Source organism: Bradyrhizobium ferriligni (assembly GCF_056837965.1).
In genome coordinates this window covers 1-26,691 of the sequence record NZ_JBXEJO010000105.1, presented here as the reverse complement: position 1 = coordinate 26,691, position 26,691 = coordinate 1, and the positions used below count along the sequence as shown (strand labels likewise).

Sequence of the window (26,691 nt, the reverse complement as noted above, 5' to 3'; positions counted from 1 at the left end):
TTCGGAGCGAACTTCGGATTCGATAAGGACACTAGCAAACTTATGATTCTAGTGTGCTTTATGAATGCGAAGTTCGTGAAAGTGGCTGCCGCGAAATCGCACGAACTTCGCATTCAGCACACTAGATCATAAAAGAAGGCCGCCCAAATGCGGCGGCCTCGAGTGAGCGGGTTTGCTTTTCTTCTTGGCCGATGAAGGGTCGGGGCCAAGTCCCTTCACCGCATTCGCTTCACCGCGTCCAGTCTTCGCCGGCGCACAGCGTTCCCATGCAGCCGCGCACGTTCAGCGTGCCCGGCGAGACCAGCGTCACCGAGCTCACATAGGTCTTGCCGTCGTCGGCGTTGTAGATCCGGCCGGCCCATTTGTTCGGGCCGGCGGACTGCATGTTGATGAACAGCGACATGCCCATGACCGGCCGGGTGCGCTGGCCGGGATCGGCGTTCTTGTCGTCGAGCTGCGGCTTGCCGGTGGCTTTATCCCTCGGCTCCTTCAACCAGACGACGCGGCCGCACAGCGCGCTGCCGCAGCGGTGGACCTTGATCCTGGCGTCGCCGGACTGGGTCAGCCAGACGCCGGCCGGATCGTTGGCCTTGTCGCTCGCCTTGGCGGCATCGGCGGGGCTGCCGAGCAGCGGGATGTGGAACGCAGCCACGATCAGGCGGCGCGTGAGGTGAGCGTGGATCAACTGCTTCAGGGCCTTGCGCAGGTCGTTTTGGTCTGGGATTACCGTCATCGTCCACCTTCTTCATGAAGAATTTCATGATAAACATGAAATAAATCACGTTTAAGGTTGAGTCAATGACATTGCCTAGGCATGATGCAAACCGGCCGTAACGGCTTTTTCCGCAAAGAATTTTTGGATGGGTGCGATGGGGAAGTCGGTTCGTGAGCAGCGCCAGCTCTGGTTTCGAAGGCTCGATCGGGCGTTCTGGTTGATCTGGGCGGCGCTGCCGGTCGTGCTGTGGCTGGCCTATTACCGCACCACCACGGCGTCGGCGACGATTGCCGAGAGCCTGATCGGCGAGCAAGCGAAGTGCGCGGCCATCGTCGCCAACCCGCTCACCATGTCGGCCAAGGGCCAGGTGCTGTTCTGGTCGCTGTTCGCGCTTGGGGTATCGTTTTACGCCGTGCTGATCGGCATCCTACATCGCATGGTCAACCGATTCGCCAACGGGCGGATCTTCGTGTCCGAAACGCTGCAGGGTGTCTGGTGGATGGGGATCTTCCTGGTGGTCTGGCCGTTTGTGGATACGATCACGACCATCGCGGTGACCTATGCGCTGTATCAGCTCGGCGACATCAAGTTCTTCCTGCCGAGCTACGGCGTCGACGTCGGCACCGTCGCGGGCGGCGTGTTTCTGATGGCGCTGAAATTCGTGATCGAGCAGGCCATCCTGTTGCAGTCCGAAAACGATCTGACGATCTGAGGGTGATGCTTGTGCCCATCGTGGTGAACCTCGATGTCATGCTCGCAAAGCGCAAGCGCCGCCTCGGAGACCTCGCGGACGCGATCGGCATTTCGATCCAGAACCTGTCGATCCTGAAGACCGGCAAAGCCAAGGCGATGCGCTTCTCGACGCTGTCGGCAATCTGCCGCGAACTGGACTGCCGGCCGGGCGATATTCTGGAATATGTGCCGGGCGAGGGCGGTGACGGCGAGAGCGGCGAGGGTGGTTGATCCGGCCTGCGATTGATTACCAGGCAGAGTCGTCTCGCTCGCCCGAGATATGTTTGCCGGGTGAGGCCATCGCTCCGCACCTTGATCTGAATCAATGTCCGCTCACCGCCGCTCCTTAAGGTCCATGTCCAAGGCAGCGGCCCGGATGCCGTCCCCCCAACGTCCCACGTGAGAGACACGATCATGGCGGTCGCAGACGGCGACGCAGACGTACGGCGTCGCCGAACGCGAATGGAGATCTTCGCCTTCCTGTTCCTGACCGCCATCCTGATGCCGGGGCTCGCGGTCGCGACGGTGGGGTCATACGGGCTCGCGGTCTGGATCTACCAAATGGTGGCCGGCCCTCCCGGTCCGCCCCCGCCGCATTGACAGGGAGAGACATCGTTGTGCGCAAGACCGCGATCAATCGCCGTATGTTGATTACCGGCCGCGCCTTGACAGCGGAGCGCATCGTGGCGCCACCCGGGGGCGAGATCGCCAGCATCCTGGTGCAGGCCCGGCCCGAGCGCCTTGATGCGGTCGAAGCCGATATCCTCGCCGTTTCCGGTTGCGAGATTTTCGGCCGCGACCCCAGAGGCAAGCTCGTCGTGGTGGTCGATGCACCCAATGCCGGCGCGCTCGGCGCGACGTTGAACACGATCGCTCTGTTACCGCACGTCCATTCCGCCTCGCTGGTGTTTCACGCCATCGACGTCTGCTGAAGTGCCGGGAGGCAAGTCATGACCGAAACCAAGCTCGACCGCCGCCAGATGCTGAAGCTGGAGGCCGCCGCGATCGCCGCAGCGGCCGGCGGAATGCCGGTCGCGTCGGTCGCGGCAAACCTCGTCACCGAACGCGATGCCAGCGAACTCGACTGGAACAAGGCTCCCTGCCGCTTCTGCGGCACCGGCTGCAGCGTCATGGTGGCAACCAAGGACAATCGCGTCGTCGCCACCCACGGCGATATCAAGGCCGAGGTCAATCGCGGCCTCAACTGCGTGAAGGGTTACTTCCTTTCCAAGATCATGTACGGCCACGATCGCCTGACGCAGCCGATGCTGCGCAAGACCAACGGCAAGTACGACAAGAACGGAGACTTCACCCCGGTCTCGTGGGACGAGGCGTTCGACATCATGGCCGAGAAGTTCAAGGCGGCGCTGAAGCAGCGCGGGCCGAGCGGCATCGGCATGTTCGGCTCCGGCCAATGGACGGTCTGGGAGGGCTATGCGGCTGCAAAACTGTTCAAGGCCGGGTTTCGCTCCAACAACATCGATCCCAACGCGCGCCACTGCATGGCTTCCGCCGTGGTCGGCATGATGCGCACCTTCGGCATGGACGAACCGGCCGGCTGCTACGACGATATCGAGGCCACCGATGCCTTCGTGTTGTGGGGCTCCAACATGGCGGAGATGCACCCGATCCTGTGGACGCGGGTGACCGACCGCAGGCTCTCGGCGGCGCATGTGCGGGTCGCCGTGCTTTCGACCTTCGAGCACCGATCGTTCGACCTCGCCGACATCGGGATCGTGTTCACGCCGCACTCCGATCTCTACATCCTCAATGCGATCGCCAATCACATCATCAAGACCGGGCGCGTGAACAAGGATTTCGTCACCGCGCATACCGTGTTCAAGCGCGGCCAGACCGATATCGGCTACGGCCTGAGACCCGATCATCCGCTGCAGAAGAAGGCGACGGGCGCGGCCAAGGCCAACGATGCCACCGATATGAGCTATGACGACTACGTCAAATTCCTCGCCGACTACACGCTGGAAAAGGCGGCGAAGATGTCGGGCGTTCCGCTCAATCGCCTGGAGGCGCTGGCCGAGCTCTACGCCGACCCGAAGACCAAGGTCGTCAGCTTCTGGACCATGGGTTTCAACCAGCACACCCGCGGCGTCTGGTGCAACAATCTGGTCTATAATCTTCACCTTCTAACCGGGAAGATCGCGGAGCCCGGCAACAGCCCGTTTTCGCTGACCGGGCAGCCCTCGGCCTGCGGTACCGCACGCGAGGTGGGGACCTTCTCGCACCGCCTCCCGGCAGACATGGTCGTCACCAACAAGGCGCATCGCGACAAGGCGGAGGAGATCTGGAAGCTGCCGGAAGGCACGATTCCGGACAAGCCGGGCTATCACGCGGTGTTGCAAAGCCGGATGCTGAAGGACGGTCTGCTCAACGCCTACTGGGTGCAGGTTAACAACAATCTGCAGGCCGGTCCCAACATCAACGAGGAAACCTATCCCGGTTTCCGCAACCCCGACAATTTCATCGTCGTTTCGGAAGTCTATCCGACCGTCACCGCGCTCGGCGCCGACCTGATCTTGCCGACCGCGATGTGGGTGGAAAAGGAAGGCGCCTACGGCAATGCCGAGCGGCGCACCCAGTTCTGGCACCAGCTCGTCACCGCGCCGGGCGAGTCGCGTTCCGACCTCTGGCAACTGATGGAATTTTCCAAGCGTTTCAAGATCGAGGAGGTCTGGCCGGAAGAGTTGCTGGCAAAGAAGCCGGAGTATCGTGGCAAGACGCTGTTCGACGTGCTCTATCGCAACGGCGAGGTCGACAAGTTTCCGGTCTCCGACATCGCGTCAGGTTACGCCAACGACGAATCGAAGGCGTTCGGCTTCTATGTCCAGAAAGGGCTATTTGAGGAATACGCCAGCTTCGGTCGCGGACACGGCCACGATCTCGCGCCGTTCGATGCCTATCACGGCGAGCGCGGGCTGCGCTGGCCCGTCGTGAACGGCAAGGAGACGAAGTGGCGCTTCCGCGAGGGCTCGGATCCGTATGTCGGGCAGGGCAGAGGCGTGCAGTTCTACGGTTTTACCGATGGCAAGGCGCGCATCTTTGCGCTTCCCTACGAACCGCCGGCGGAATCGCCCGATAGCGAATACCCCTTGTGGCTTTCCACCGGCCGGGTGCTGGAGCATTGGCACTCCGGCACCATGACCCGCCGCGTGCCCGAACTCTATCGCGCGTTTCCCGAGGCGGTCTGCTTCATGCATCCGGATGATGCGCAGGAGGCCAAGCTGCGACGCGGCGACGAGGTCAAGGTCATCTCTCGCCGCGGGTTTATCCGGGCGCGATTGGAGACCCGCGGCCGCGACCGGCCGCCGCGAGGTCTGGTGTTCGTCCCCTGGTTCGACGAGTCGAAGCTGATCAACAAGGTGACGCTCGACGCCACCGATCCGCTTTCGCTGCAGACCGACTTCAAGAAATGCGCCGTGCGCATCGAGAAGGTGCTGCCGTCATGATCAGGAACCTGCGCGTCGTTCTGCTCGTCCTGGCGATAGGGGCCGGCACCGGCACATTGGCGGCGCAATCGCTCAATTCCGGGCTGCGCGGGCCGACGCCGCTCGACAATGAAGGCCCGGCTCCGCCGATGATGCCGACGCGCAACACGTCCGAGCGGGAGGTCAGGAACTATCCCGAGCAGCCGCCGGTGATTCCGCATTCGATCGACGGCTACCAGATCGATCTGAACAGCAACAAATGCCTGTCCTGTCACGCGCGTGCCCGCACCGGCGAGTCGCAGGCGCCGATGGTCTCGATTACTCATTTCATGGATCGCGACGGCCAGTTCCTTGCGTCGATCTCGCCGCGCCGTTTTTTCTGCACTGAATGTCACGTACCGCAGAGCGTGAGCAATCCGCCCGTCAGCAACGACTTCGTCGACATCGACACCATGCTGAGCCGCGCGGCTCCGGGCGGCCGTCGATGAAGTCGGCCGACCCGCAAACCTCGAAGGAGGGGCTCTTCCGACGCGCATGGGCCTTCGCGCGCGAGCTGTGGGACGTGCTGGTGCGGCCGAGCACGGTGTTCGGGCTCGGCGTATTGGTGATCGCGGGCTTCGTCGCCGGCGTTGTTTTCTGGGGCGGCTTCAATACCGCGCTCGAGCTGACCAACACCGAAAAATTCTGCACCGGCTGCCATGAGATGCGCGAAAATCTGTTTACAGAGCTGAAGTCGACCATCCATTTCACCAATCGCTCCGGCGTCCGTGCCACCTGCCCGGATTGTCACGTTCCGCACAACTGGACCGACAAGATCGCGCGCAAGATGCAAGCCTCCAAGGAGGTCTGGGGCCATTTGTTCGGCGTCATCGACACCCGCGACAAGTTCATCGACAAGCGGCTCGAGCTCGCGCTGCATGAGTGGGCGCGTTTCAAAGCCAACGATTCACTCGAATGCCGCAACTGTCACAGCGCGGAATCGATGGATATCACCAAGCAGTCGCCGCGCGCGTCGGTCGCGCACCAGCGCTTCCTGTTTACCGGCGAGAAGACCTGCATCGATTGCCACAAGGGCATTGCACATCACTTGCCCGACATGCGTGGAGTTCCGGGCTGGCAATGAGCGCCGGCTTTCGCCGGGGACCTTGATCTTTCCACGGCGGCTGACGATCAGCCGGAACGAAAATGGCCGCGGTTTCCCGCGGCCATTTGCTTCTTGCTTGAGTGCGAGCCTTTACTCGGCCGCCTGCTTGCGCGGCGGGTCGAGCGCGCCGGAGTCGTGGATCTCGGCGACCTGGTGATCGGAGAAGCCGAGCACCTCGCGCAGGATCTCGTCGGTGTGCTCGCCGAGCAGCGGCGAGCGCTGAACGTCGCTCGGCGAATCCGACAGCTTGATCGGGTTGCCGACCGAGACGTACTTGCCGCGGGTCGGGTGATCGACCTCGACCACGGTGCCGGTCGCGCGCAGCGACTGGTCTTCCGCGATCTCCTTCATCGACAGGATCGGACCGCAGGGGATGTCGTCCTTGTTGAGGATCTCCATCGCCTCGAACTTGGTCTTGGTCATCGTCCACTGCTCGATGCGGGCGAAGATCTCGTTGAGGCGCGGCAGGCGGGCCGGCGGCTTGGCGTAGTTCGGATCGGTCTTCCAGGTCGGCTCGCCGATCACGTCGCAGATCTTCTCCCAGACCGGGGCCTGGGTGATGAAGTAGATGTAGGCGTTCGGATCGGTCTCCCAGCCCTTGCACTTCAGGATGCGGCCGGGCTGGCCGCCGCCGGAATCGTTGCCGGCGCGCGGCACGGCATCGCCGAATGGAATGCCTTCGCCGAACTGGCTGTATTCCTTCAGCGGGCCATGGGCGAGGCGCTGCTGGTCGCGCAGCTTGACGCGGGCGAGGTTGAGCACGCCGTCCTGCATCGCCGCGGTGACGCGCTGGCCCTTGCCGGAATGGGTGCGGTGATAGAGCGCGGTGACGATGCCGAGTGCGAGATGCAACCCGGTGCCGCTGTCGCCGATCTGCGCGCCGGTGACCAGCGGCAGGCCGTCGCGGAAGCCGGTGGTCGAAGCGGCGCCGCCGGTGCACTGGGCGACGTTCTCGTAGACCTTGCAGTCTTCATACGGGCCCGGGCCGAAGCCCTTGATCGAGGCGACGATCATCTTCGGGTTGATGGCCTGGATCTTCTCCCAGGGGAAGCCCATGCGGTCGAGCACGCCGGGGCCGAAATTCTCGACCAGCACGTCGCACTGCTTGATCAGCGCGGTCAACACCTCTTTGCCCTTCGGGTTCTTGGTGTCGAGCGTGATCGAGCGCTTGTTGTGGTTCAGCATGGTGAAATACAGGCTGTCCACGTTCGGGATGTCCTGCAGCTGGCCGCGCGTGATGTCGCCGACGCCGGGACGCTCGACCTTGATCACGTCGGCGCCGAACCAGGCCAGCAATTGCGTGCAGGTCGGACCCGACTGGACGTGGGTGAAATCGAGAATGCGAACGCCCTTCAGCGCCTTGGTCATAATGTTTGCTCCGTACTCTGTCTGCCCCTGCACCCGCAGGGAGTGATGGGGTTAGGGGTTACTTCTTCTTCTGCAGAACGCTCTGCGGATTGAGGTTGCCGATGCGGCCGCTCTCCGAGCCCGCCGCCGGATCGATCACTGCGTTGATCAGCGTCGGCTTGCCGGAATCCAGCGCCGCATTGACCGCGCGCTTCAACTCGTCCGGCGAGGTGGCGTTGACGCCGACGCCGCCGAAGGCTTCCATCATCTTGTCGTAGCGCGAGCCCTTGACGAACACGGTGGTCGCCGGATCGTCGCCGGCGCTGTTGACGTCGGTGCCGCGATAGATGCCGTCATTGTTGAAGATCACGACGCAGATCGGCAGCTTGTAGCGGCAAATGGTCTCGACCTCCATGCCGGAGAAGCCGAACGCGCTGTCGCCTTCGACCGCGAGCACGGGCAGGCCGGTCTCGACCGCGGCGGCGATCGAATAGCCCATGCCGATGCCCATCACGCCCCAGGTGCCGACGTCGAGCCGCTTGCGCGGCTTGTGCATGTCGACGACGCCGCGGGCGAGGTCGAGCGTGTTGGCACCCTCGTTGACGAAGATAGTGTCCGGGCGTTCCGCGATGATGGCGCGCAGCGCGCCGAGCGCGCCGTGGTAATCCATCGGCGAAGCGTTGCTCATCAGCTTCGGCGCCATCTTGGCGACGTTGTCGTCGCGCTTCTTGGCGATGGTCGAGAGCCAGTCGGAGGGCGCCGCGGTCCAGTTCGCGCCCATGGCGTCGAGGAACGCCGACACGCAGGAGCCGATATCGCCGACCACGGGGGCGACGATCTCGACGTTGGAATCCATTTCCTTCGGCTCGATGTCGACCTGGATGAACTTCTTCGGAGCTTCACCCCAGGTCTTGCCCTTGCCATGCGACAGCAGCCAGTTGAGGCGGGCGCCGATCAGCATCACGACGTCGGCTTCCTTCAGCACGGTCGAGCGCGCCGCACCCGCGCATTGCGGATGCAGATCGGGCAGCAGGCCCTTGGCCATGCTCATCGGCAGGAACGGCACGCCGCTCTTCTCGACGAAATTCTTGATCGCCTCGTCGGCCTGCGCGTAGGCCGCGCCCTTGCCGAGGATGATGAGCGGACGTTTTGCGTTCTTCAGCACGTCCAGCGCGCGCTTGACCGAAGACGGGGAGGGGATCTGCTCAGGCGCGGCGTCGATCACCTTGACCAGCGACTTCTGACCGGCGTCGGCGTTCATCACCTGCGAGAACAGCTTTGCGGGCAGGTCGAGATAGACGCCGCCCGGACGGCCCGACACCGCGGCGCGGATCGCGCGCGCGAGGCCGATGCCGATGTCCTGGGCGTGCAGCACGCGGAACGCGGCCTTGCACAGCGGCTTGGCGATCGCGAGCTGATCCATCTCTTCATAGTCGCCCTGCTGCAGGTCGACGATCTCGCGCTCGGACGAGCCCGAGACCAGGATCATCGGGAAGCAGTTGGTGGTGGCGTGGGCGAGCGCGGTGAGGCCGTTGAGGAAGCCGGGCGCCGACACCGTGAGGCAGACGCCGGGCCGCTTGGTCAGGAAGCCGGCGATCGACGCCGCATAGCCGGCATTCTGCTCGTGGCGGAACGAGAGCACGCGAATGCCCGCCGCCTGGGCCATGCGGCCCAGGTCCGTGATCGGGATACCCGGCACACCATAGACGGTGTCGATGCCGTTGAGCTTGAGCGCATCGATGACGAGATGGAAGCCATCGGTCAGTTCCTGCTCGGTGCCCGGTGCCTCGGACTTCGTAGCGGTATTCAGCATCGGCATCGTCTCCCTGATCGTTCTTTGTTCGGACGATCTGATTGTCGTCTGAAGCGGGTGTGGACTCTCAAACTTAAGTGAACGGTTCTCTACGTGAATAATTCTTGGCCGTGCGCCTCGACATAGGCGGCAAGCCCAAGCGTGTGGTCGCGCGCGCGCTTCTCGGCAAGCTCGGTGTCGCGCGCTTCCAGCGCCTCGATGATCCCGAGATGCTCGGGCAGCGAAGTCGCGGTGCGGTCCTTGCGGCCGATCGTGAGCTGGCGATAGCCGCGCACATGCAGCAGCAGGTCGTTGGTGAGATCGACCAGAACAGGCGATTCCGACAGCGAGATCAGCGCCTGGTGGAAGGCGATGTTGGCCTTGGAATATTCCTCGACGTGATCCTGCGGCAGGCGATCGTCGCTGAAGTCCTTGAAGAAGTCGCGCAGCGCCGAGATGTCCTTCTTGCGCGCGGTGGTCGTGATCAGGCGCGCCGCCATGCTCTCCAGCGCCGCCCAGGCGCGGATCATGTCGACGATCTCCGCCTTGGTGCGGCGGACCACGACGATGCCGCGGCGCGGCACGGTCTTCACGAATCCGTCCTGCTCGAGCATCGCGATCGCTTCGCGGATCGGCGTGCGGCTGACGCCGAGGCGCTCGGACAGCGCGCGCTCGTCGAGCATCACCGGCTCCGGCGTCGCGTAGATGTCCATCTTCAGGATCGCTTCCTTCAAGGCTTCATAAGCCTTGTTCTTGAAGCTCGTCTCCGGCGCGATCCGGACGATGGCGATATCTGTGTCAGCCATGGTGGGCGACGCCTTGGTCTGTTTCGGTTCTGGCACGACTCGTCTCCTCCTCTTGGAGACGTCTTCTTAGCAGAAGAAATTACCTTAGATTTTTGGCATGCCAAATACCAGAATGTCAAGCTACCTATATTTTTCGATCTTTTTGGACCTCGACCGACCTTGACAATTGCGTTTTTGGCATACCAAATGCCACGAAATCTGTCCCAGGAGGAAGCCAATGTCAAATTCGAAGGATGCGGTCCGCAAAATTCTCGATGCGGTCAAGGCCGACAAGCGCACGAGCCTCACCGCGCCTGAAGGCAAGGTGGTGTGCGATGCCTACGGCATTCCGGTGCCGAAAGAGGGCGTCGCCAAGTCGGCGGCCGAGGCCGCCCGCATCGCCTCCGACATGGGCTTCCCGGTCGTGATGAAGATCGTCTCGCCCGACATCCTCCACAAGACCGAGGCTGGCGGCGTGGTGGTCGGCGTCAAGAGCGCCGCGGACGCCGAAAAGAGCTACGAGACCATTCTGGCCAACGCCAGGAAGTACAAGGCCGACGCCAAGATCGAGGGCATCCAGGTCCAGCAGATGCTGGGCGGCGGCACCGAGGTGATCGTCGGCTCGATCACCGACGGATCGTTCGGCAAGCTGGTCGCCTTCGGCCTCGGCGGCGTGCTGGTCGAAATCCTCAAGGACATCACCTTCCGCCTCGCGCCCGCGACCAAGGACGATGCGCTGTCGATGCTCGACGGCATCCAGGCGCATGAGATGCTGAAGGGCGTGCGCGGCGGCGATCCGGTCAACCGCGAGGCGCTCGCCGACGTCATCGTCAAGGTGTCGCAGCTGGTCAGCGATTTCCCCGAGATCGTCGAGCTCGACCTCAACCCGGTGTTCGCCACCAGCAAGAACGCGATCGCCGCCGACGTCCGTATCGTCGTCGACTTCAACTACAAGCCGCGTCCGGCGCCGCGCCCGACCGAGGAAATCGTCGCCGCGATGAACCGCATCATGCAGCCGAAGGGCGTGGCGGTGATCGGCGCCTCCGCCGAGGACGGCAAGATCGGCAACTCCGTGATGAAGAACCTCATCAACGGCGGCTACAAGGGCGAGATCTATCCGATCCACCCCAAGGCCGACGAAATCCTCGGCTACAAGGCCTACAAGAGCGTCAAGGACGTGCCCGGCGTGATCGACACGGCGGTGTTCGCGATTCCGGCGAAGTTCGTTGCCGGCGCGCTCGCCGAATGCGGCGAGAAGAAAATCCCCGGCGCGGTGCTGATTCCCTCGGGCTTCGCCGAGGCCGGCGCGCCGGAATTGCAGGCCGAGATCGTCGAGGTCGGCAAGAAGTACAATATCCGCCTGATGGGGCCGAACATCTACGGCTTCTATTATACCCCGGCCAATCTCTGCGCCACGTTCTGCACCGCCTATGACGTCAAGGGCCACGCCGCGCTGTCGTCGCAGTCGGGCGGCATCGGCATGGCGATCATCGGCTTCTCGCGCTCCGCCAAGATGGGCGTGTCGGCGATCGTCGGCCTCGGCAACAAGTCCGACATCGACGAGGACGATCTGCTCGCCTTCTTCGAGCAGGATCCCAACACCAATCTGATCGCGCAGCACTGCGAGGACCTGAAGGACGGGCGCGCCTTCGCGGAGGCCGCCAAGCGCGTCTCCAAGAAGAAGCCGGTGGTCGTGCTGAAGGCCGGCCGCACCTCGGCCGGTGCGAAGGCGGCCTCGTCGCACACCGGCGCGCTCGCCGGCAACGACAAGATCTACGAGGACGTGTTCAAGCAGTCGGGCGTGATCCGCGCCCGCAGCCTGCGGCAGCTGCTCGAATTCGCCCGCGGCGTGCCGGTGCTGCCGACGCCGAAGGGCGAGAACGTGCTGATCATCACCGGCGCCGGCGGCTCCGGCGTGCTGCTCTCCGACTCCGTGGTCGACAACGGCCTGTCGCTGATGCAGATGCCGCCGGATCTGGATGCGGCGTTCCGCAAGTTCATCCCGCCGTTCGGCGCGGCTGGAAATCCTGTGGATATCACCGGCGGCGAGCCGCCGATCACCTACGTCAACACCGTGAAGCTCGGCCTGTCGGATGAGCGCATCCATGCGCTGATCCTCGGCTACTGGCACACCATCGTGACGCCGCCGATGGTGTTCGCGCGCAACATGGTCGAGGTGAAGAAGGAGATGGAGGCCAAGGGCTTCGTCAAGCCGATCGTCGCCTCGCTCGCCGGCGACGTCGAGGTCGAGGAAGCCGCCGAATACCTCTACCAGAACGGCATCCCGGCCTACGCCTATTCGACCGAACTCCCGGTCGAGGTGCTCGGCGCCAAGTACAAGTGGGCCCGCGGCGCCGGCCTGCTCTGATCTTCTGATCTGTCGAACGCCACAGGCCGCCTCGGACACCGTCCGGGGCGGCCTTTTCTTGGGCTGCCCCCATCTGCAACGTGCCGCCGAGATGAGCGGGAAGGGCGCGATCAGCCCGATCGCGCGAAACCAAGCCAGGCTTTCCTGATCCTCCTGCGCGGGTTCCGTGCACCATCTTCTTTTTCCGGAACCACCCGCGACCGCCGAAGGCAGCTTGCCTTCCGCATCTGATGTGCTACTGATATGTCAGTTGAGCGATGGAGGACCCACGATGGAGTTGGCTGCAACAGGGATGACCGACCGCCAGCGCAAATATCGCGCGACCTACCGCGAGCGCGTGGTGGGCTGGTACAATGGCTGGCTGCATGTCGTGCTGATCTACACGATCGGCTTCACGGCGCTGTACGTCTATCTGGCCAATGTGCACGACGTGCGGTGGTGGGAATACCTCACCATTCCCGTGGTCTTCCTGATCGCAAACTTCTTCGAATGGGCGGTGCACCGCTTCGTCATGCACCGGCCCTCGAATGTGCCCTTGCTGCGCGCGGTCTACAGCCGCCACACGCTGATGCACCATCAATTCTTCACCGAGGAGGAGATGCGCTTTGCCGATCATCACGACTGGCGCGTCACCTTCTTCCCGCCCTATGCGCTGGTGGTGTTTACCCTGATGTCGATCCTGCCGGCAATCGTCGCGGGCCTTGTGATCTCGGCCAACACCGGCTGGCTGCTGATCACCACGACGACCTCGATGTACCTGATCTACGAGTTCATGCACTTCTGCTGCCACGTCGAGGAAAATGCCTTCGTGCGCAACATGCCCTTCGTCAACACCATCCGCCGGCATCATACCGCCCATCACAACCAGTCGATCATGATGGAGCGGAACATGAACCTGACCTTCCCGGTGATGGACTATGTGTTCGGCACCTCCGACCTCAATCGCGGCCTGCTTGGCCACATCTTCAACGGCTACAGCACGCGCTACGTGAAGACGGACATGCGCCGGACGGCGCGGACGCCGCGGGTCGTGGCGAAGGAGCAATCGGTGCCGCATGCCGCAGCTTGAACCCAATCTCGCAGGTCTCGCCTGGTTTGGCCTGCTGTGGAGCGTGTGCTGCATCGGCTTCCTGCAGCTGGCCGGGATGTATCCGCTGCGCGGGTGCGCCGTTCTGCCGGTGACGATGACGACCATCGTGTGGGTGATGTTGCTCGCCGGCACGCTGGCGTTCGCGGCGGCCGAATTGCGCTGGACTACCGTCGTTGTCGTCGGCGGCGTGCTGTTCCTGTTTTTGCCCGGGCTGTTTCAGGCGCTGCCGGAATGGTGGCGCGACGGACGCGCGGGATTGCGGCTGTCCTGCTGCGCCATGATCGCCGCGCTCGCGCTGCTGGTCCGCGTGGCGGCGCCGTCGTTGTACACGTGGATGACCTGAAGGGAGGTCTCGATGCCAAGCCACATCAAGCTCATGCTGTCGCTGGCGTGCCTCGCCACGGCAGCCTGCGGATACTTTTTCATGGTCTATCTGGGACAGCAGGGACCGAGCTACGCGGTCGCCTTCCTCGGCGTGTTCGCCACGGTCGCGATGTGGATCTTCCCCGAGGTCGTCAAGAAGGACCTCAAGATGCGTCCGCCAGGATCCTGACCGAGCTCCTGATATGATGCTGCAGCACAGGGAGGATCCGATGGCGAGCTATACCGGGGACCGCACCATCGACGGCATTTCGGTGCTGGTCGACGGCAAGCCGCTGTCACCGCATTACGACCAGCTTCGTCTCACCGAGCACGGTTTTGAATGGAGCTACGAGGGACCCGAGCCGGCGCAACTGGCCTTCGCGCTGCTCTATGATCATCTGCACGATGCCGCTGCCGCGAAAGCGTTGCACGAGCCGTTCATGCGGCGCGTCGTCGCCAATTTCGACAATGAATGGGAGCTCTCCTCGGCCGATCTCGACGAGGCGGTTGCGGCGCTACGGTCCGGACAGACGGCCTGAGCCCGTGCTGATGTCCCCGCCAGAGAATTCTTGAGATGACCCTGACCTGCCGCGCAGCGGTGCTGCATCAAAGCGGAACGCCGCTCTCCGTCGAGCGCGTATCGCTTGCGCAGCCGATGCCGACCGATGTCGTGGTGAAGGTGCGCGCCGCGGGGCTCTGCCACACCGATCTCGAAGTCATCGACGGATCGTTGCGCTATCCCTTGCCGATGATCCTCGGGCACGAGGCCGCCGGCGTGGTCGAGGAAATCGGCAGCGCGGTGCGCGACATCAGCGTCGGCGATCGCGTCATCCTGTCCTGGAATCCGCATTGCGGGCACTGCTTCCACTGCGACCGCGCACAGCCGATCCTGTGCGAGACCTATCTCGCGCGGGGCACGGAAGGCGTGCATTTCGACGGCGCGTCGAAGGCGCAGCTCGTGGACGGCCGCAACCTGGCGCACCTGATGTTCCTCGGCGCGTTCTCGGAATATGTCGTGCTGCCGGCGCAGCAGGCGATCGTCGTGCCGAACGACATCCCGTTCGACCGCGCGTGCCTGATCGGATGCGGCGTCATGACCGGCGTCGGCGCCGCGCTGAACGTCGCCGCCATCGGCCACGGCGATACCGTGATGGTCACTGGCTGCGGCGCGGTCGGGCTGGCGGCGGTGCAGGGCGCCCGGCTTGCCGGCGCCGGTGCTGTTATCGCGGTCGACCTCGATGATGCAAAGCTGGCGCTGGCGCGGCAACTCGGCGCCACGCACGCCGTCAACGCAGCTCGCGAGGACCCGGTCCAGTTCGCAAAGGAGGCGACGCGTGGCCGGGGCGCCGACGTCATCCTCGAGGCGGCGGGCCGTCCCAACGCGTTTCGGCAGACCGCGGAGGCGGTGCGGCCGGGCGGCGAGGTGATCTGGCTCGGCAAGATCGACGTCACGCAGGACGTGAGTTTTCGCTGGGGTGCGTTGATGGGCGAGAAGCGATTTCGCCGCTCGAGCTATGGCGGCGCGCGGCCGCGGCGCGACTTTCCCTTGCTGGCGCAGGCCTATCTCGACGGCCGGCTCAAGCTCGACGAACTGATCACCGGAAGCTGCAGCCTCGACGGCATCAATGACGGCTTCGAGGCGTTGCGGCGCGGACGTTCGATCCGCACGGTCGTCGAGCTCTGAGAGCTGTTACAGCGTCGAACGCGCAAAACTCTCGATATAGTCGATCAGGCTGTCGGAGGCCGCGCCCGCGGCGTCGACGCGGCGCTCGGCGATGGCTTCGGCGACGTCGGCATGCAGCCGCGCCGCGAGCGGCAGATCGGCCGCTTCCTTGTAATGCTGGTACCAGAACCGGCGCGACAGGCCATGCATCAGGCCCATCGCGCGGGTGGCGAACTCGTTGCGCGACGCCGTGGAGATCAGGGTGTTGAACTGGTGATCCAGCCGCATGAACAGCAGATCGTCGGATTTCTCCGCCGCGCGCCGCATGCCGGCGGCGATCTCGGAGAACTGCGTGCGCTGCTCGCTGGTGGCGCGCTCGGCGGCGCCGCGCGCCATCAGCCGTTCCAGCTCGCGCCGGACCTCGAGCAGGCGCAGCTGGGCCCTGAGGTCGATCTCGGACACCAGCACGCCGCGGCGGGCCAGGATGTTGACGAGGCCGTCGCGCGACAGGCGCTGCAAGGCTTCGCGGATCGGGGTTCGGCCGATGTCGAGCCGCTTGGCGAGCACGAGCTCGGAGAGCGCGGTGCCCGGCGGCAGTTGCAGCGTCACGATCAGCTCTTCCAGCTCGGCATAGGCGCGATCGGTGAGCGTGACGTCGCTTTGCGGGAGAGGGGCCGGCGCGGAACCGCGCGGCTTGTCGCCGGCGGCGGACGATTGCCGTGCCGGCCGGCGGCTTCCTGCTGTGCGCGCGCGCACCGTGCTGGATCGTTTGCTCGAATGTGCCATCAGGATCGTGACTGCTGCTGTACAGCAGATATCTCACACGCCCGATAGCAATGACAAGGCCGGTCGATCGGCGATGCGCCGAATCGGACGGCGCGCAGCGCGCCCATCAGTACGAAATGCTTTCCAGCGTCCGGCCGCGGGTTTCCTCGCCGAGCAACAGCACCGCGAGCGCCGCCACCACGAATGCGCCGGCGCCGAGCGCAAACACGCCGCCTTGTCCGGCGGCCGGCAGGATCACGCCGATCACATAGGGGCCGATCAGCGAACCGATTCGGCCGACCGCGGAAGCAAAGCCCGTTCCTGTGGCGCGGACATGAGTCGGGTAAAGTTCGGGCGTATAGGCGTAGAGCGCCGACCACATGCCGAACAAGAAGAACTGCATGCAGAGGCCGGCAATGATGAGCTGGGTCTGGTCCGCCGCCGAGCCGTAGAAATGGCAGGCGATCGCGCCGCAGAGCAGGTTCATCACCAGCGTCGCCTTTCGGCCCCAGGATTCGACGAGCCACGCCGAGACCAGGAAGCCGGGGATACCCGCGAGCGAGATCAGGATGGTGTAGAACACCGATTTGGTGATCGGGAAGCCCTTGGCCTGCAGCAGCGCGCCGAGCCACGTGGTCAGGCCGTAGAAGCCGAGCAGCGCGAAGAACCACAGGGTCCACAGCATCGTGGTCCGCTTGGCGTAGATACCCGAGAACAGCGTCCTCAGGCCGGTCACTTCGGAAGCGGGAGCGGCGGCCTGGCGCACCACCGGCGGCAGGTCCTTGCCGCCGAGACGATCGCGGACCCTGGATTCGATGCCGCGCACCGTGGCCTCGGCCCGCTCCGAATAACCGTGGGACGCGAGCCAGCGCGGCGATTCCGGAACGAAGCGGCGCACCACCAGCACGAAGACGGCCGGGATTGCCTGCAGGATGAAGACCCAGCGCCAGTCGGCGACCTGCAGCACGAAGTAGGTCAGCAGGCCCGACGCGATGAAGCCGAGCGGCCAGAATCCTTCGAGGAATGCGATGTAGCGGCCGCGGTTGCGCGCCGGCATGATCTCCGAGACCATCGACTGCGCGACCGGAAACTCCATGCCCATTCCGAAGCCGAGCAGCAGGCGGGATGCGCCGAGCGCGGTCGCCGTCGTCGAGAGACCGCAGCACAGGCTGCCCAATCCCCAGAAGATCATGCTGACCTGGAAGACGCGGGCGCGGCCGAAACGGTCGGCGAGCAGGCCGGCGGACGCGGCGCCCACGAACATGCCGAGGAAGCTCATGCTGGACAGCAGCCCGGCTTCCGCCGTCGACAGGCCGAAGGTCTGGCGGATCGAGCCGAGCACAAAGGTCAGCGCGGCCAGGTCCATGCTGTCGAAAAACCACGCGGTCGCGATGATTCCGAAGATCCAGCGCTGATAGGAGGTCAGCGGCAGGCGTTCGAGCCGCGCCGCGATGTCGGCGACCTGCTGCGCCTGCGCGGTTCGCGCAACGGCCGGAGCCCGGCTTCCGGTTGCTGCGGTGACGTCGGAAATGGTCATTGCTGCCCCCAGGTGTGTATTGATGGGCTCTTTGTCGGCCTTTTCATAAAATGTCACACGAATAGCAGTGATATGTCAATTGGTGATCACGCGTGAATTGACGGCGCGGACCAGGCTGCGGCGCCGGATGGGGCCGCAAACAAATCGGCGCGTAGCGCGGTCCTCCCGTGATCCGGTCGACCATCCTTGCCGCTTCGGGCATCCTGCGAAGCGGCATCAAGAGCCGGTTAACGGCATCCGAGAAATCGGGGGCTAACAGATAATCCGGCTTTAATGGGGAGCCGACTAAACGTCACGTGGTTGCAAAGTACCGGATGCCTGGAGGTATCCGATGTTGCGTCGGGCGGAGGCGTTTTCCCCATATGTCAGTTCAGGCCGATTTGGATTTTGCGAGCGACGATCGCGCGAGGGCGCAGATCGGCGCGGCGGTGAGCTACCTGCTCAGGGACGCGACCGGCGTCACGCGTGAGCATGCCGTCGAGACGATTGTCGAGATGGTGCGCGACATCGCAAGCCGGCCGCCCACTGTCGAAGCGGCATCGATTCAGCCGCTGATGAGCGGCGTCACCTATCGGGATTTTGTGATCGATGCCTACCGGCGCGACGTCGATCGCTGGCGCGCGACCATCCGCCGTTCGAACGGCAAGAAGATCCGGATCGCTTCGCCGCCGTCCGTGCGCGACGAGGCGACGACCACAGCAGACGCGATCACCGCCGAGAAGGCGATCGAGTTCGCGAGGCGGGCGATCGACCTGGGCGAGGTGATCTGACCTCGCCGCCCACGGCCGCCATCGCCGCGACGTCTCGGCGATGCTGCCTATGCTTGGGACGCGCGATGTGCTCCGATACGGCAGCTGCGCCGGTTCCGCAGCTGTCTGCGGAATTGTCCATTCATCCTGTCCCAGCCGAGAAATGCCATGCCTTCCGAACTCCGTTCGCCGCGTCTGGCTGTCCTGATCGACGCCGACAATGCATCTGCAAAGATCGCCGATGGGCTGTTCGAGGAGATCGCCAAGATCGGCGAGGCCAGCGTGCGCCGCATCTACGGCGACTTCTCCAATCCCAGATCCAAGGCCTGGGCCGACATTCTGTCGAAGCACGCCATTATTCCCCAGCAGCAATTCGCCTATACGACCGGGAAGAATGCATCCGACATCACCTTGGTGATCGACGCCATGGACCTGCTGCACAGCGGCCGGTTCGACGGCTTCTGCCTGGTGTCGTCGGACAGCGATTTCACCCGGCTAGCCGCCCGCATCCGCGAGCACGGCATCGACGTGTTCGGGTTCGGCGAGCAGAAGACGCCGGAGAGTTTTCGGCAGGCCTGCCGCCGGTTCGTCTATACCGAGAATCTGCGCGGCGGCGCGCCGAGCAATCAGGATGCCGCCGTGCGGGCCCAGCCGTTGCAGCCGCCCGAGGCCGCCACGCCCATCCTCAAGAAGATGATCGGCCAGATGGCAAGCGAGGACGGCTGGGTGACGCTTGGCGAGGTCGGACGGCAGCTGGCCAATTTCGCGTCGGATTTCGATCAGAGGACCTACGGCTTCCGCACCCTCGGCGAGCTGGTGCGCAGGACCAACGCTTTCGAGATCGAGTCGAAGGGCGGGACGATGCGAATCCGCATCAAGCCTTCAGCTGCACCGCCGCCAAGACGACGAGCTCCAAGACGGCGAGCCGATCAAAAACCGCCGGAATGAACGATGCGCAGCGCGCTCCTGTTCTGAACTATCCCTGAATCTGAACCCAGGATGAATGCTGCTTCGGACATTGTCCGGAGCAGCATTTTCATTCGTGCTGGAATCAAGCGAATTGCGCGCGGAACTGGAGTTGCGCGGGTTGCAGCATTGGAACTGGAACGTTCTCGTTGCTTGCGATGTTGAGGGGGCATCGATCAATTCGGAGGAGGACAATCATGAACAAGCGTTTTGCTGTTTCCCTTGTCGCTGCTGCGTCGCTGCTCGCGTCCGGTTCGGCCTTCGCGCAGTCCACGACTGCGGCGGGCGCCGCGAACGGCGCGCGAACCGGCGGCGAAATCGCGGGGCCGGTCGGCGAGATCGTCGGCGGCACGGTGGGTGCCGCGGTCGGCGCCGGCCTCGAGATTCCGAATGCGGTGATCACGTCGATCCCGCGCAACGAGCCGTCGGTGGTGGTGCGTGAACGCGTCGTGGTCGGCGAGCCGCTGCCCGACACCGTCGTGCTGCGCCCGGTGCCGCGCTACACCGAGTATCGCTACGCGGTCGTCAACGATCGCCGCGTGATCGTGGAGCCGCGCACCCGCCGGATCGTCAAAATCATCGACTGATCGCATCGAGACTTCTGACTACGAAGATCCTCGCGGGCGCATCGCCCGCGGGGATTTTTCTTGGGTCGCATGAATACCGGCATGGCACAGGCCCGTTTTTTCATGAAGCGGCCGGTTGGCCTGACGGCCCGATCCCCTAGAATGGGTTGCAACGGACGGACGCAGCAAGCGTCTGCCTTGGTCAAAAGCAGGGGATGGATACATGGCTCGGAAGATCGCGATCGTCGGCGCGGGTGCGGTCGGCGGCTACGCAGGTGCGCACATGGTGCAGGCAGGGGAGGATGTCACCTTCATCGATCCCTGGCCCGCGCATGTCGAGCACATGCGCAAGCACGGCCTGCGCGTCACGCACGCGATGAACGTTGCGGAATTCTCGGTGCCGGTGCGGGCGCTTGATGTCACCGAGGCGCAGCAATTGGCAAAGGAAAAACCGGTCGACATCGCCTTCGTCTGCATGAAGTCCTACGACACCGCCTGGGCCACCATGCTGATCCGGCAATATCTGGCGGCGGATGGCTACGTCGTCTCGCTGCAGAACTGCATGAACGAGGAAACCATCGCCGGGATCGTCGGCTGGGGCAAGACGCTCGGCTGCATCGCGAGCAGCATCACCGTCAATCTGCCGGAGCCGGGCCATATCCACCGCGGCGCCGGCAAGGGCGGCGCTGATCACACCGTGTTTCGCGCCGGCGAGGTTCATGGCCGCATTACCGCGCGGGCCGAAGAAGTGTGCCGCCTGGTCGGCTATTCCGACAGCGCCAAGGTGACCTCCAATCTCTGGGGCGAGCGCTGGTCCAAGCTCGTCGCCAACGTGATGGGCAACGGGCTCTCGGCCTGCACTGGTCTGGCGGGCGGCGAGGTGCTGCAAAGCGAACCGCTGCGCCGCTTCTCGACGCGGCTCGGCAGCGAGGCGATCCGCGTGGGCCAGGCGCAGGGCTATCAGCTGGAGGAGATCCTGCATCTGCCGCCCGAGACCATCGCACGGGCCGGCGAGGGCGACGAGGCCGCAACGCGTGCCTGCGACGAGCAGCGCTTCAAGGATGCCAAGCGCACCTCGTCCGCGCAGCGTCCCTCGATGGGCCAGGACATGCAGAAGGGCCGCCGCACCGAGATCGAATTCCTCAATGGCCTCGTGGTCCGCGAAGGCGAGAAGCTCGGCATCACCTGCGCGGCGAATGCCGCGCTGACCGACATCGTCAAGCGCGTCGAGCGCGGCGAGCTCGCGCCGGATCCGCGGCACATCACGGAGCTGAGGTTGAATTGAGCGGCCACAGCCGTCATCGCGAAGCAATCCATCTCTCCGCATGTGTGGAATGAGGGATTGCTTCGTCGCTTCAGCGCAAAATTGCTCCGCAATTTTGTCGCGAGCTCCTCGCAATGACTGATGCGTAGGCCGCCGGGTCTTGCCCTACAGCAGCTGCCTGACGCCCATCCCATGCATGAACCGCTCGCGGATCTGCACCGGATCGCGGCGGGTGGTGCCGGTGCCGGGCTTGTCGTCGATGCGGACGCCGATCAGGGTCGGACCGGAGGCCTGTTTCGACTGTTCGATCAGCCGCTCGAAATCGTCCTCGTCGGCGGCCCAGGAGCTGTTGGCAAGGCCGCTGGCGATTGCGACCTGGACGATATCGGTATGGCCCGCCGCCGGCGTCGGCTGCGCGCCCGTGATCTGGTAGATGCCGTTGTCCATCACCACCATGGTGAGATTCTTCGGCGCCAGCGTCGCGATGGTCGAGAGGCAGCCGAGCTGCATCAGCAGCGAGCCGTCGCCTTCCAATGCGAACACGCGCCGGTTCGGCTGCGCCAAGGCGACGCCGAGCGCGATCGGGAAGGCGAGGCCCATGCTGCCCAGCATGTAAAAATTCTGCGGGCGATGGCCGGCGGCCCAGAGGTCGAAATTGGTGTTGCCGATGCCGCCGATCACGGCCTCGTCCTTGAGCCCGGCGACGAGACGCTGGGTGAGCTCGAAACGGTTCATCACCTTGGTGTTGCGGGCGGGGGTGTTGGTCATGGCTGATCTCACTTGTCGAAGGTCTTGCCGCCGGTCAAAAGCGGCGAGAGGATCAGCGCCACCGGCGCCTGGGTGGTGACGGCCTGCTTGATCGAGCGGTCGGCGATGAATTCGAGCTCGTCGAGCCGCGTGATGGTGTGATGCTCCATCGCCAGCGAATCCAGCACCGGGCGCATGGTGCGGCAGACCAGCGCCTGGCCGTAATTGAACTCGCCGAGCGTGCCGCGCTCGGAGACGAACATGATCAGCGGGATCTGGTAGGGCACCGCGAGCGAGGCCAGCACATTGGCGAGCGTGGCAAAGCCCGAGGTTTGCATCAGCACCGCGCCGCGCGTTCCCGCCATCCAGGCACCGGAGACGATGCCGACCGCCTCTTCCTCGCGCGCGGTCGGAAACGTCGTGAAATAGGGATCGGCGTGCAGGTCCTTGATCAGCGTGGTCAGCACCCGGTCGGGCACATAGGGCACGAGCTTGATCTCGTTCCGCTTCAGCGTCTGCAGCACGATGCCGTGCCAGGTGGTCGCCGCATCCTGGGACTTGTCCTTGGCTTTATCTTTGGACGAGGCTTGTTCCGCGGCCGCCATCCTGTTCTCCCTGCTCGCGCGACGCTGGTGGCCGCTTGCCGCACGAAACTTGACGCGGTGCCTGCGATTGTCAACATGTCGCGGCCGCAACGCGATCTGCGGAATTCGGCCATCGCAGCGCCGAACCAACGTGCGATACAGGCGTAACGAAAAAGGGACGATAGCGATCAAGGGACGGGAGGCGTCGATGGCCGGATGGGTCTGGCGGACCGCCATTGCGGCAGCGGCCATGATTGTGGCCGGCCTTGCGTCCGCGCAGCCGTTCCCGGCCAAGGCCGTTCACATTCTCGTTCCATATCCGGCGGGCGGCGGCGTCGATGTGCTGACGCGGACGCTCGCCGAAGCGGTGTCGAAGACCTGGACGCAATCGATCGTGGTCGAGAACCGGCCTGGCGCCGGCGGGGTGATCGCCTCGCAGGCGATCGCGACCTCCGCGCCCGACGGTTACAATCTGATCATGGTGGCGAGCGGCCACGCCACCAATCCGTTCCTCTATCCAAAGCTGCCCTACGACACGTTCAGGGATTTTTCGCCGATCTCGCTGCTGGCGTCGTCGCCGAACGTGCTGCTGGTGCGCGCGGATTCGCCGTTCAAATCGGTCGCCGACGTCATCGCCGCGGCGAAGGCAAAGCCGGGCAGCCTGTCCTTCGCCCATGCCGGCAACGGTACCTCGACCCATCTCGCCGGCGAACTGCTCAAGAGCCTCGCCAAGATTGATCTCGACGCGATCCCCTACAAGGGCGGTGCGCCCGCGATCAACGATCTGCTCGGCGGGCAAATTCCGATGTCGTTCAACAACGGGCCGGAATCGGTCGGGCAGCTGCAAGCCGGCACGGTTCGCGCGCTGGCGGTGACGACCGGCTCGCGTGCGCCGTTCCTGCCTGACGTGCCCAGCATGTCGGAAACCGTGCCGGGCTATGACACAGAGGTGTGGTGGGGCCTGCTTGGGCCCGGCAGCATGCCCGCCGATCTCGTCGCCAAGATCTCGCATGATTTCGTCGCGGCGGTGAACACCGATGCCGTGAAGGAGCGACTGGGCAAGCTCGGTGCAATCCCGATCGGCTCACCGCCGGACAAGTTCGCCGCCAAGATCAAGGCCGACTACGACAAATGGGGGCCGATCATCAAGGCCGCCGGCATGAAGGCGGAATAGAACATGGCTGCGTCGGAAATTCCCGCCTGCCTGCCGCCGCGTCCGGTGACGCCGCCAAAGGACAAGCTGCCGCCGAAGGCCTGCGATACGCATGCGCATGTGTTCGGCCCGGCGGACCGCTTTCCCTATGCCGGCGATCGCAGCTACACGCCGCCGGACGCGCCGCTCGCGACCTATCTCGGCATGCTCGATGCGCTCGGTTTCGCCCGCGGCGTGCTGGTGCAGGGCAGCGCGCACGGCCACGACAATTCGGCGATGCTGGATGCGCTGCAGCGCGAGCCCGCGCGTCTGCGCGGCGTCGCGGTGGCCGATGCCGATATGGCGGCGGGCACGCTGCGGCAATGGCATGTGCTCGGCGTCCGCGGCCTGCGCTTCAACCATTTCTTCCGCGGCGGGCAGCTGCACTATCGCGGCGGCATTCCCTTGAATGTTGCCGAAACGCACGCGGGCGTGATGGCCGAACTCGGCTGGCATCTGCAGCTCTGGATCGATGTGAAGGATTTGCCCGACACGATCCCGACGCTGAAGGCGCTGGGGTTGCCGGTCGTGGTCGATCACATGGGCCGCACTGATGCCGGCGCCGGCATCAACACCGCGGGCTTTCAGAGCTTGCTGCGTGCGGTGGACGAAGGCTGGTGCTGGGCCAAACTGTCAGGCGCGCATCGCCTGAGTCAGCGGGCCCCTGATTATCCCGATGCGCGGCCGTTCCACGAGGCGCTGGTCGCAGCCAATCCTGAACGGCTGGTATGGGGCGGCGACTGGCCGCATCCGCGGGTCGAGGGCGAAATGCCCGACGCCGGCCATCTGCTCGACCTGTTTCACGAATGGACGCCGGATGCGGTGACCCGGCACCGTATCCTCGTCGACAATCCCGCACGACTCTATGGCTTCCCAAACTGAAAGCTGCTCGAAGACATGACCGTCAACAACAAGCGCGTGTTCTACGTCAAATACCTCGCTCATGAGATCTACGTCGATATCCTGAAGAAGCGGCCGGACGTCCGGCTCGATCGTCTCGAGAACGAGACACCGGAGGCGACGTTCGGGCCCGTCCTTGCCGACGCGCATGCCTATCAGATCGGCGCGGCCCGCGACGAGCTGGCGCCGCATTTCCATGCCCATGCCGAGCTGTTGAAGCGTGCGCCGAATCTTCTGATCGTGTCGTCGAATGGCGCCGGCTTCGATCCTGTCGATGTCGATGCCTGCACCGCGGCGGGCGTGCTTGTCGTCAATCAGTCCGGCGGCAACGCCAATTCGGTCGCCGAACACGCGCTCGGCATGATGCTGACGCTGTCGAAGCGGATCATCCAGTCCGACCGCAGGCTGCGGCGCGAGGCCAATGTCAACCGCAACGATCTGATCGGCAACGAGCTGAAGGAGAAGACGGTCGGCATCGTCGGCCTCGGCAATGTCGGCCGCCGCATCGCCGAGCTGTGCAGGGGCCTCTTGCACATGAAGGTGATCGCCTACGATCCCTATCTCACGGCGGATGAGATGGCGAAGCGGGGCGGGGAGAAGGTCGAGCTCGACGATCTCTTGCGCCGCGCGGACTTTGTTTCGATCTCGTGTCCGCTGGACAAGAACAGCCGCGGCATGATCGGCGCGCGCCAGTTCGCGCTGATGCAGCCGCATGCCTACTTCGTCACCACCGCGCGCGGCTTCATCCACGACGAGAAGGCGCTCGAAGAGGCGTTGCGCGACAAACGCATCGCCGGCGCCGGGCTCGACGTCTGGGACAAGGAGCCGCCGCCGCCGGATCACCCGCTCTTGCAGTTCGACAATGTGCTGGCGAGCCCGCACACTGCCGGCGTCACCCGCGAGGCGCGCATCAACATGGGCCGGATCGCCGCCGAGCAGATCCTCGACGCCCTCGACGGCAGGCGCCCGCCGCGCATCATCAATCCCGAGGTGTGGCCGGTCTACGCAAGACGGTTCGAGAAGGCGTTCGGGTTCATGCCGGGGTAGGGTCAGCCCTGCCCCTGCGGGGGCTGCGGCTGCGCGCGCCCAAAAATATCGAAAACAACCCCATGCAAAGGAGCTCTGGCGGCTGCAGGCGTTCGCGCAGGGCAACTTGACGCGTCGGGCAACTCAGGGGTATATTTCCAATATTCAGAAATCGTAGCCCTTGCGAGGGAGATATACCGCAAGGGCCGAGGGAACCCTTCCGCCGGTGCGTCCCTCGCACAAGCGGCCAGCCGTGCGAGCGTTGTTGCGCGCCCCAAAAACACCGGAGAAAATCTCCTTCGTCGTAGCCGCGATCGAGGCAATAAACCCACTGCCAAACGGCCGCCTCACAACGCGTCCGTTGTTATTTTCCCTGAGATATCGACGGCTTAGCCTGAAATCGCCATTTTCGCTGCGTGCCCGACCATTCCGGGCACGGAAGGAAGAATTTCATGCGACAGGTCCAGTCATTGCTCCGCAACGCGCCCGCGAAGATCGGCCGCCGTCTTGCGCAGATCGTCGCGATCGCTGCCGCCAGCCTGCCGCAGGCCGGCGCGTAGTTTTCCCCGCTGCGAACAGTCGCACACGTATCAGCCGAATTAACTCACTACCCTTTCGTGTTAGTGCTAGCGTGGTACCCCCGGGCTCTGCCGGTGCAGCAGGGAGGGTTCCATGTCACGCTTCGTCGTTCATTTCATGAAGGACGTGCTCGGCGGCAATGGCCGCGAGCGCGAGGTTTGCCAGGGCGCGCTTGAGATCGACGCCTCGAGCGAGGGCCAGGCCACCGAGATGGCCAAGGTCAAGTTTTGCCAGGAACAATCGCTATGCGACTGGTCACTGCATGCCGACCGCATCAGGATCGAGGCGGCCGACTTGCACGTGACCTGACGCGAGGTCGAGAGCAGCCGCATCCGCTCTGCGCTCCCTCTCCCGCTTGCGGGGGAGGGCTGGGG

29 protein-coding genes are annotated in these 26,691 nt (G+C 64.4%); 21 read left to right on the top strand and 8 right to left on the bottom strand.

The window, feature by feature from the left end:
* Nucleotides 1-229 precede the first annotated feature (229 nt).
* Nucleotides 230-733 carry a DUF2147 domain-containing protein gene (locus AC1VNY_RS39305; protein ID WP_482409197.1) on the bottom strand — a complete coding sequence of 168 codons (504 nt, stop codon included), beginning with the start codon at nt 731-733 and terminating at the stop codon, nt 230-232.
* A 136-nt stretch (nt 734-869) separates the two neighbouring features.
* On the opposite strand from AC1VNY_RS39305, the gene AC1VNY_RS39300 reads away from it, so the two are divergent.
* The 7 genes from AC1VNY_RS39300 (at nt 870) to AC1VNY_RS39270 (ending at nt 6,013) form a co-directional block, all read left to right on the top strand.
* Complete coding sequence (locus AC1VNY_RS39300; protein ID WP_176936754.1) at nt 870-1,427, top strand: DUF2975 domain-containing protein; 558 nt, start codon at nt 870-872, stop codon at nt 1,425-1,427.
* A 5-nt stretch (nt 1,428-1,432) separates the two neighbouring features.
* A complete protein-coding gene (locus tag AC1VNY_RS39295; RefSeq protein WP_482409196.1) occupies nt 1,433-1,678 on the top strand; it encodes a helix-turn-helix domain-containing protein in 246 nt (81 codons plus the stop codon).
* A gap of 183 nt (nt 1,679-1,861) precedes the next feature.
* The gene (gene napE, locus AC1VNY_RS39290) at nt 1,862-2,047 is read left to right on the top strand and encodes a periplasmic nitrate reductase, NapE protein (RefSeq protein WP_157345976.1); all 186 of its coding nucleotides are present in this window, start codon (nt 1,862-1,864) and stop codon (nt 2,045-2,047) included.
* Between the two features lie 44 nt (nt 2,048-2,091).
* Complete coding sequence (locus AC1VNY_RS39285) at nt 2,092-2,379, top strand: chaperone NapD (protein ID WP_482409198.1); 288 nt, start codon at nt 2,092-2,094, stop codon at nt 2,377-2,379.
* 18 nt (nt 2,380-2,397) lie between these two features.
* On the top strand, nt 2,398-4,911 hold the full coding sequence (gene napA, locus AC1VNY_RS39280) for a nitrate reductase catalytic subunit NapA (protein WP_482409195.1): 2,514 nt from the start codon (nt 2,398-2,400) through the stop codon (nt 4,909-4,911).
* Complete coding sequence (locus AC1VNY_RS39275) at nt 4,908-5,378, top strand: nitrate reductase cytochrome c-type subunit (RefSeq protein WP_482409194.1); 471 nt, start codon at nt 4,908-4,910, stop codon at nt 5,376-5,378. The genes napA and AC1VNY_RS39275 overlap by 4 nt, the downstream gene beginning before the upstream one ends.
* Entirely contained in the window at nt 5,375-6,013 is a 639-nt protein-coding gene (locus AC1VNY_RS39270) for a NapC/NirT family cytochrome c (RefSeq protein ID WP_482409193.1), read from the top strand. The genes AC1VNY_RS39275 and AC1VNY_RS39270 overlap by 4 nt, the downstream gene beginning before the upstream one ends.
* A gap of 111 nt (nt 6,014-6,124) precedes the next feature.
* Here the strand turns inward: AC1VNY_RS39270 and frc are convergent, their stop codons facing one another.
* The 3 genes from frc to AC1VNY_RS39255 all read right to left on the bottom strand — a co-directional run bounded on the left by frc (nt 6,125) and on the right by AC1VNY_RS39255 (nt 9,979).
* Nucleotides 6,125-7,402, bottom strand: a complete 1,278-nt coding sequence (frc, locus tag AC1VNY_RS39265) for a formyl-CoA transferase (protein WP_057020269.1) — start codon at nt 7,400-7,402, stop codon at nt 6,125-6,127.
* Between the two features lie 58 nt (nt 7,403-7,460).
* Nucleotides 7,461-9,194 (bottom strand): oxalyl-CoA decarboxylase, encoded by a 1,734-nt coding sequence (gene oxc, locus AC1VNY_RS39260; RefSeq protein WP_304499491.1) that lies wholly within the window; start codon nt 9,192-9,194, stop codon nt 7,461-7,463.
* 89 nt (nt 9,195-9,283) lie between these two features.
* The gene (locus AC1VNY_RS39255) at nt 9,284-9,979 is read right to left on the bottom strand and encodes a GntR family transcriptional regulator (protein ID WP_050387017.1); all 696 of its coding nucleotides are present in this window, start codon (nt 9,977-9,979) and stop codon (nt 9,284-9,286) included.
* Nucleotides 9,980-10,196: 217 nt separating this feature from the next.
* Between AC1VNY_RS39255 and AC1VNY_RS39250 the strand changes: the two genes are divergently transcribed.
* From AC1VNY_RS39250 to AC1VNY_RS39225, 6 genes are all read left to right on the top strand, one after another.
* Complete coding sequence (locus AC1VNY_RS39250; protein WP_482409192.1) at nt 10,197-12,326, top strand: acetate--CoA ligase family protein; 2,130 nt, start codon at nt 10,197-10,199, stop codon at nt 12,324-12,326.
* A 271-nt stretch (nt 12,327-12,597) separates the two neighbouring features.
* Nucleotides 12,598-13,395 carry a sterol desaturase family protein gene (locus tag AC1VNY_RS39245; protein WP_028345230.1) on the top strand — a complete coding sequence of 266 codons (798 nt, stop codon included), beginning with the start codon at nt 12,598-12,600 and terminating at the stop codon, nt 13,393-13,395.
* Nucleotides 13,382-13,759, top strand: a complete 378-nt coding sequence (locus tag AC1VNY_RS39240; protein ID WP_482409191.1) for a hypothetical protein — start codon at nt 13,382-13,384, stop codon at nt 13,757-13,759. The genes AC1VNY_RS39245 and AC1VNY_RS39240 overlap by 14 nt, the downstream gene beginning before the upstream one ends.
* A gap of 12 nt (nt 13,760-13,771) precedes the next feature.
* Nucleotides 13,772-13,969: a hypothetical protein gene (locus tag AC1VNY_RS39235; protein ID WP_024579640.1), complete on the top strand. Its 198-nt coding sequence runs from the start codon at nt 13,772-13,774 to the stop codon at nt 13,967-13,969.
* A gap of 40 nt (nt 13,970-14,009) precedes the next feature.
* Nucleotides 14,010-14,318, top strand: a complete 309-nt coding sequence (locus AC1VNY_RS39230; protein WP_076833594.1) for a DUF6166 domain-containing protein — start codon at nt 14,010-14,012, stop codon at nt 14,316-14,318.
* 35 nt (nt 14,319-14,353) lie between these two features.
* Entirely contained in the window at nt 14,354-15,463 is a 1,110-nt protein-coding gene (locus tag AC1VNY_RS39225) for a Zn-dependent alcohol dehydrogenase (RefSeq protein WP_482409190.1), read from the top strand.
* Between the two features lie 6 nt (nt 15,464-15,469).
* Here AC1VNY_RS39225 and AC1VNY_RS39220 read toward each other — a convergent pair whose 3' ends face one another.
* Both AC1VNY_RS39220 and AC1VNY_RS39215 read right to left on the bottom strand, forming a co-directional pair.
* On the bottom strand, nt 15,470-16,228 hold the full coding sequence (locus tag AC1VNY_RS39220; protein WP_482409189.1) for a GntR family transcriptional regulator: 759 nt from the start codon (nt 16,226-16,228) through the stop codon (nt 15,470-15,472).
* 106 nt (nt 16,229-16,334) lie between these two features.
* On the bottom strand, nt 16,335-17,744 hold the full coding sequence (locus AC1VNY_RS39215; RefSeq protein WP_482409188.1) for an MFS transporter: 1,410 nt from the start codon (nt 17,742-17,744) through the stop codon (nt 16,335-16,337).
* 362 nt (nt 17,745-18,106) lie between these two features.
* Here AC1VNY_RS39215 and AC1VNY_RS39210 point away from each other — a divergent pair, with 362 nt between their 5' ends.
* The 4 genes from AC1VNY_RS39210 (at nt 18,107) to AC1VNY_RS39195 (ending at nt 21,310) form a co-directional block, all read left to right on the top strand.
* On the top strand, nt 18,107-18,514 hold the full coding sequence (locus tag AC1VNY_RS39210) for a hypothetical protein (protein WP_016842371.1): 408 nt from the start codon (nt 18,107-18,109) through the stop codon (nt 18,512-18,514).
* Nucleotides 18,515-18,661: 147 nt separating this feature from the next.
* The gene (locus AC1VNY_RS39205; RefSeq protein WP_482409187.1) at nt 18,662-19,441 is read left to right on the top strand and encodes an NYN domain-containing protein; all 780 of its coding nucleotides are present in this window, start codon (nt 18,662-18,664) and stop codon (nt 19,439-19,441) included.
* A 215-nt stretch (nt 19,442-19,656) separates the two neighbouring features.
* Nucleotides 19,657-20,046, top strand: coding sequence for a DUF1236 domain-containing protein (locus tag AC1VNY_RS39200; protein WP_482409186.1), 390 nt, complete (start codon nt 19,657-19,659; stop codon nt 20,044-20,046).
* Between the two features lie 202 nt (nt 20,047-20,248).
* Entirely contained in the window at nt 20,249-21,310 is a 1,062-nt protein-coding gene (locus AC1VNY_RS39195) for a ketopantoate reductase family protein (RefSeq protein WP_482409185.1), read from the top strand.
* 144 nt (nt 21,311-21,454) lie between these two features.
* Here AC1VNY_RS39195 and AC1VNY_RS39190 read toward each other — a convergent pair whose 3' ends face one another.
* Both AC1VNY_RS39190 and AC1VNY_RS39185 read right to left on the bottom strand, forming a co-directional pair.
* Nucleotides 21,455-22,057 (bottom strand): thiamine pyrophosphate-dependent enzyme, encoded by a 603-nt coding sequence (locus AC1VNY_RS39190; protein ID WP_482409184.1) that lies wholly within the window; start codon nt 22,055-22,057, stop codon nt 21,455-21,457.
* 8 nt (nt 22,058-22,065) lie between these two features.
* Complete coding sequence (locus tag AC1VNY_RS39185) at nt 22,066-22,641, bottom strand: thiamine pyrophosphate-binding protein (protein ID WP_026192548.1); 576 nt, start codon at nt 22,639-22,641, stop codon at nt 22,066-22,068.
* A 187-nt stretch (nt 22,642-22,828) separates the two neighbouring features.
* On the opposite strand from AC1VNY_RS39185, the gene AC1VNY_RS39180 reads away from it, so the two are divergent.
* From AC1VNY_RS39180 to AC1VNY_RS39165, 4 genes are all read left to right on the top strand, one after another.
* Entirely contained in the window at nt 22,829-23,794 is a 966-nt protein-coding gene (locus AC1VNY_RS39180; RefSeq protein ID WP_482409183.1) for a Bug family tripartite tricarboxylate transporter substrate binding protein, read from the top strand.
* 3 nt (nt 23,795-23,797) lie between these two features.
* On the top strand, nt 23,798-24,694 hold the full coding sequence (locus tag AC1VNY_RS39175) for an amidohydrolase family protein (protein WP_482409182.1): 897 nt from the start codon (nt 23,798-23,800) through the stop codon (nt 24,692-24,694).
* A 15-nt stretch (nt 24,695-24,709) separates the two neighbouring features.
* Nucleotides 24,710-25,759 carry a hydroxyacid dehydrogenase gene (locus AC1VNY_RS39170; protein WP_482409181.1) on the top strand — a complete coding sequence of 350 codons (1,050 nt, stop codon included), beginning with the start codon at nt 24,710-24,712 and terminating at the stop codon, nt 25,757-25,759.
* Between the two features lie 651 nt (nt 25,760-26,410).
* Nucleotides 26,411-26,626 carry a hypothetical protein gene (locus AC1VNY_RS39165; RefSeq protein WP_016840216.1) on the top strand — a complete coding sequence of 72 codons (216 nt, stop codon included), beginning with the start codon at nt 26,411-26,413 and terminating at the stop codon, nt 26,624-26,626.
* Nucleotides 26,627-26,691 lie beyond the last annotated feature (65 nt).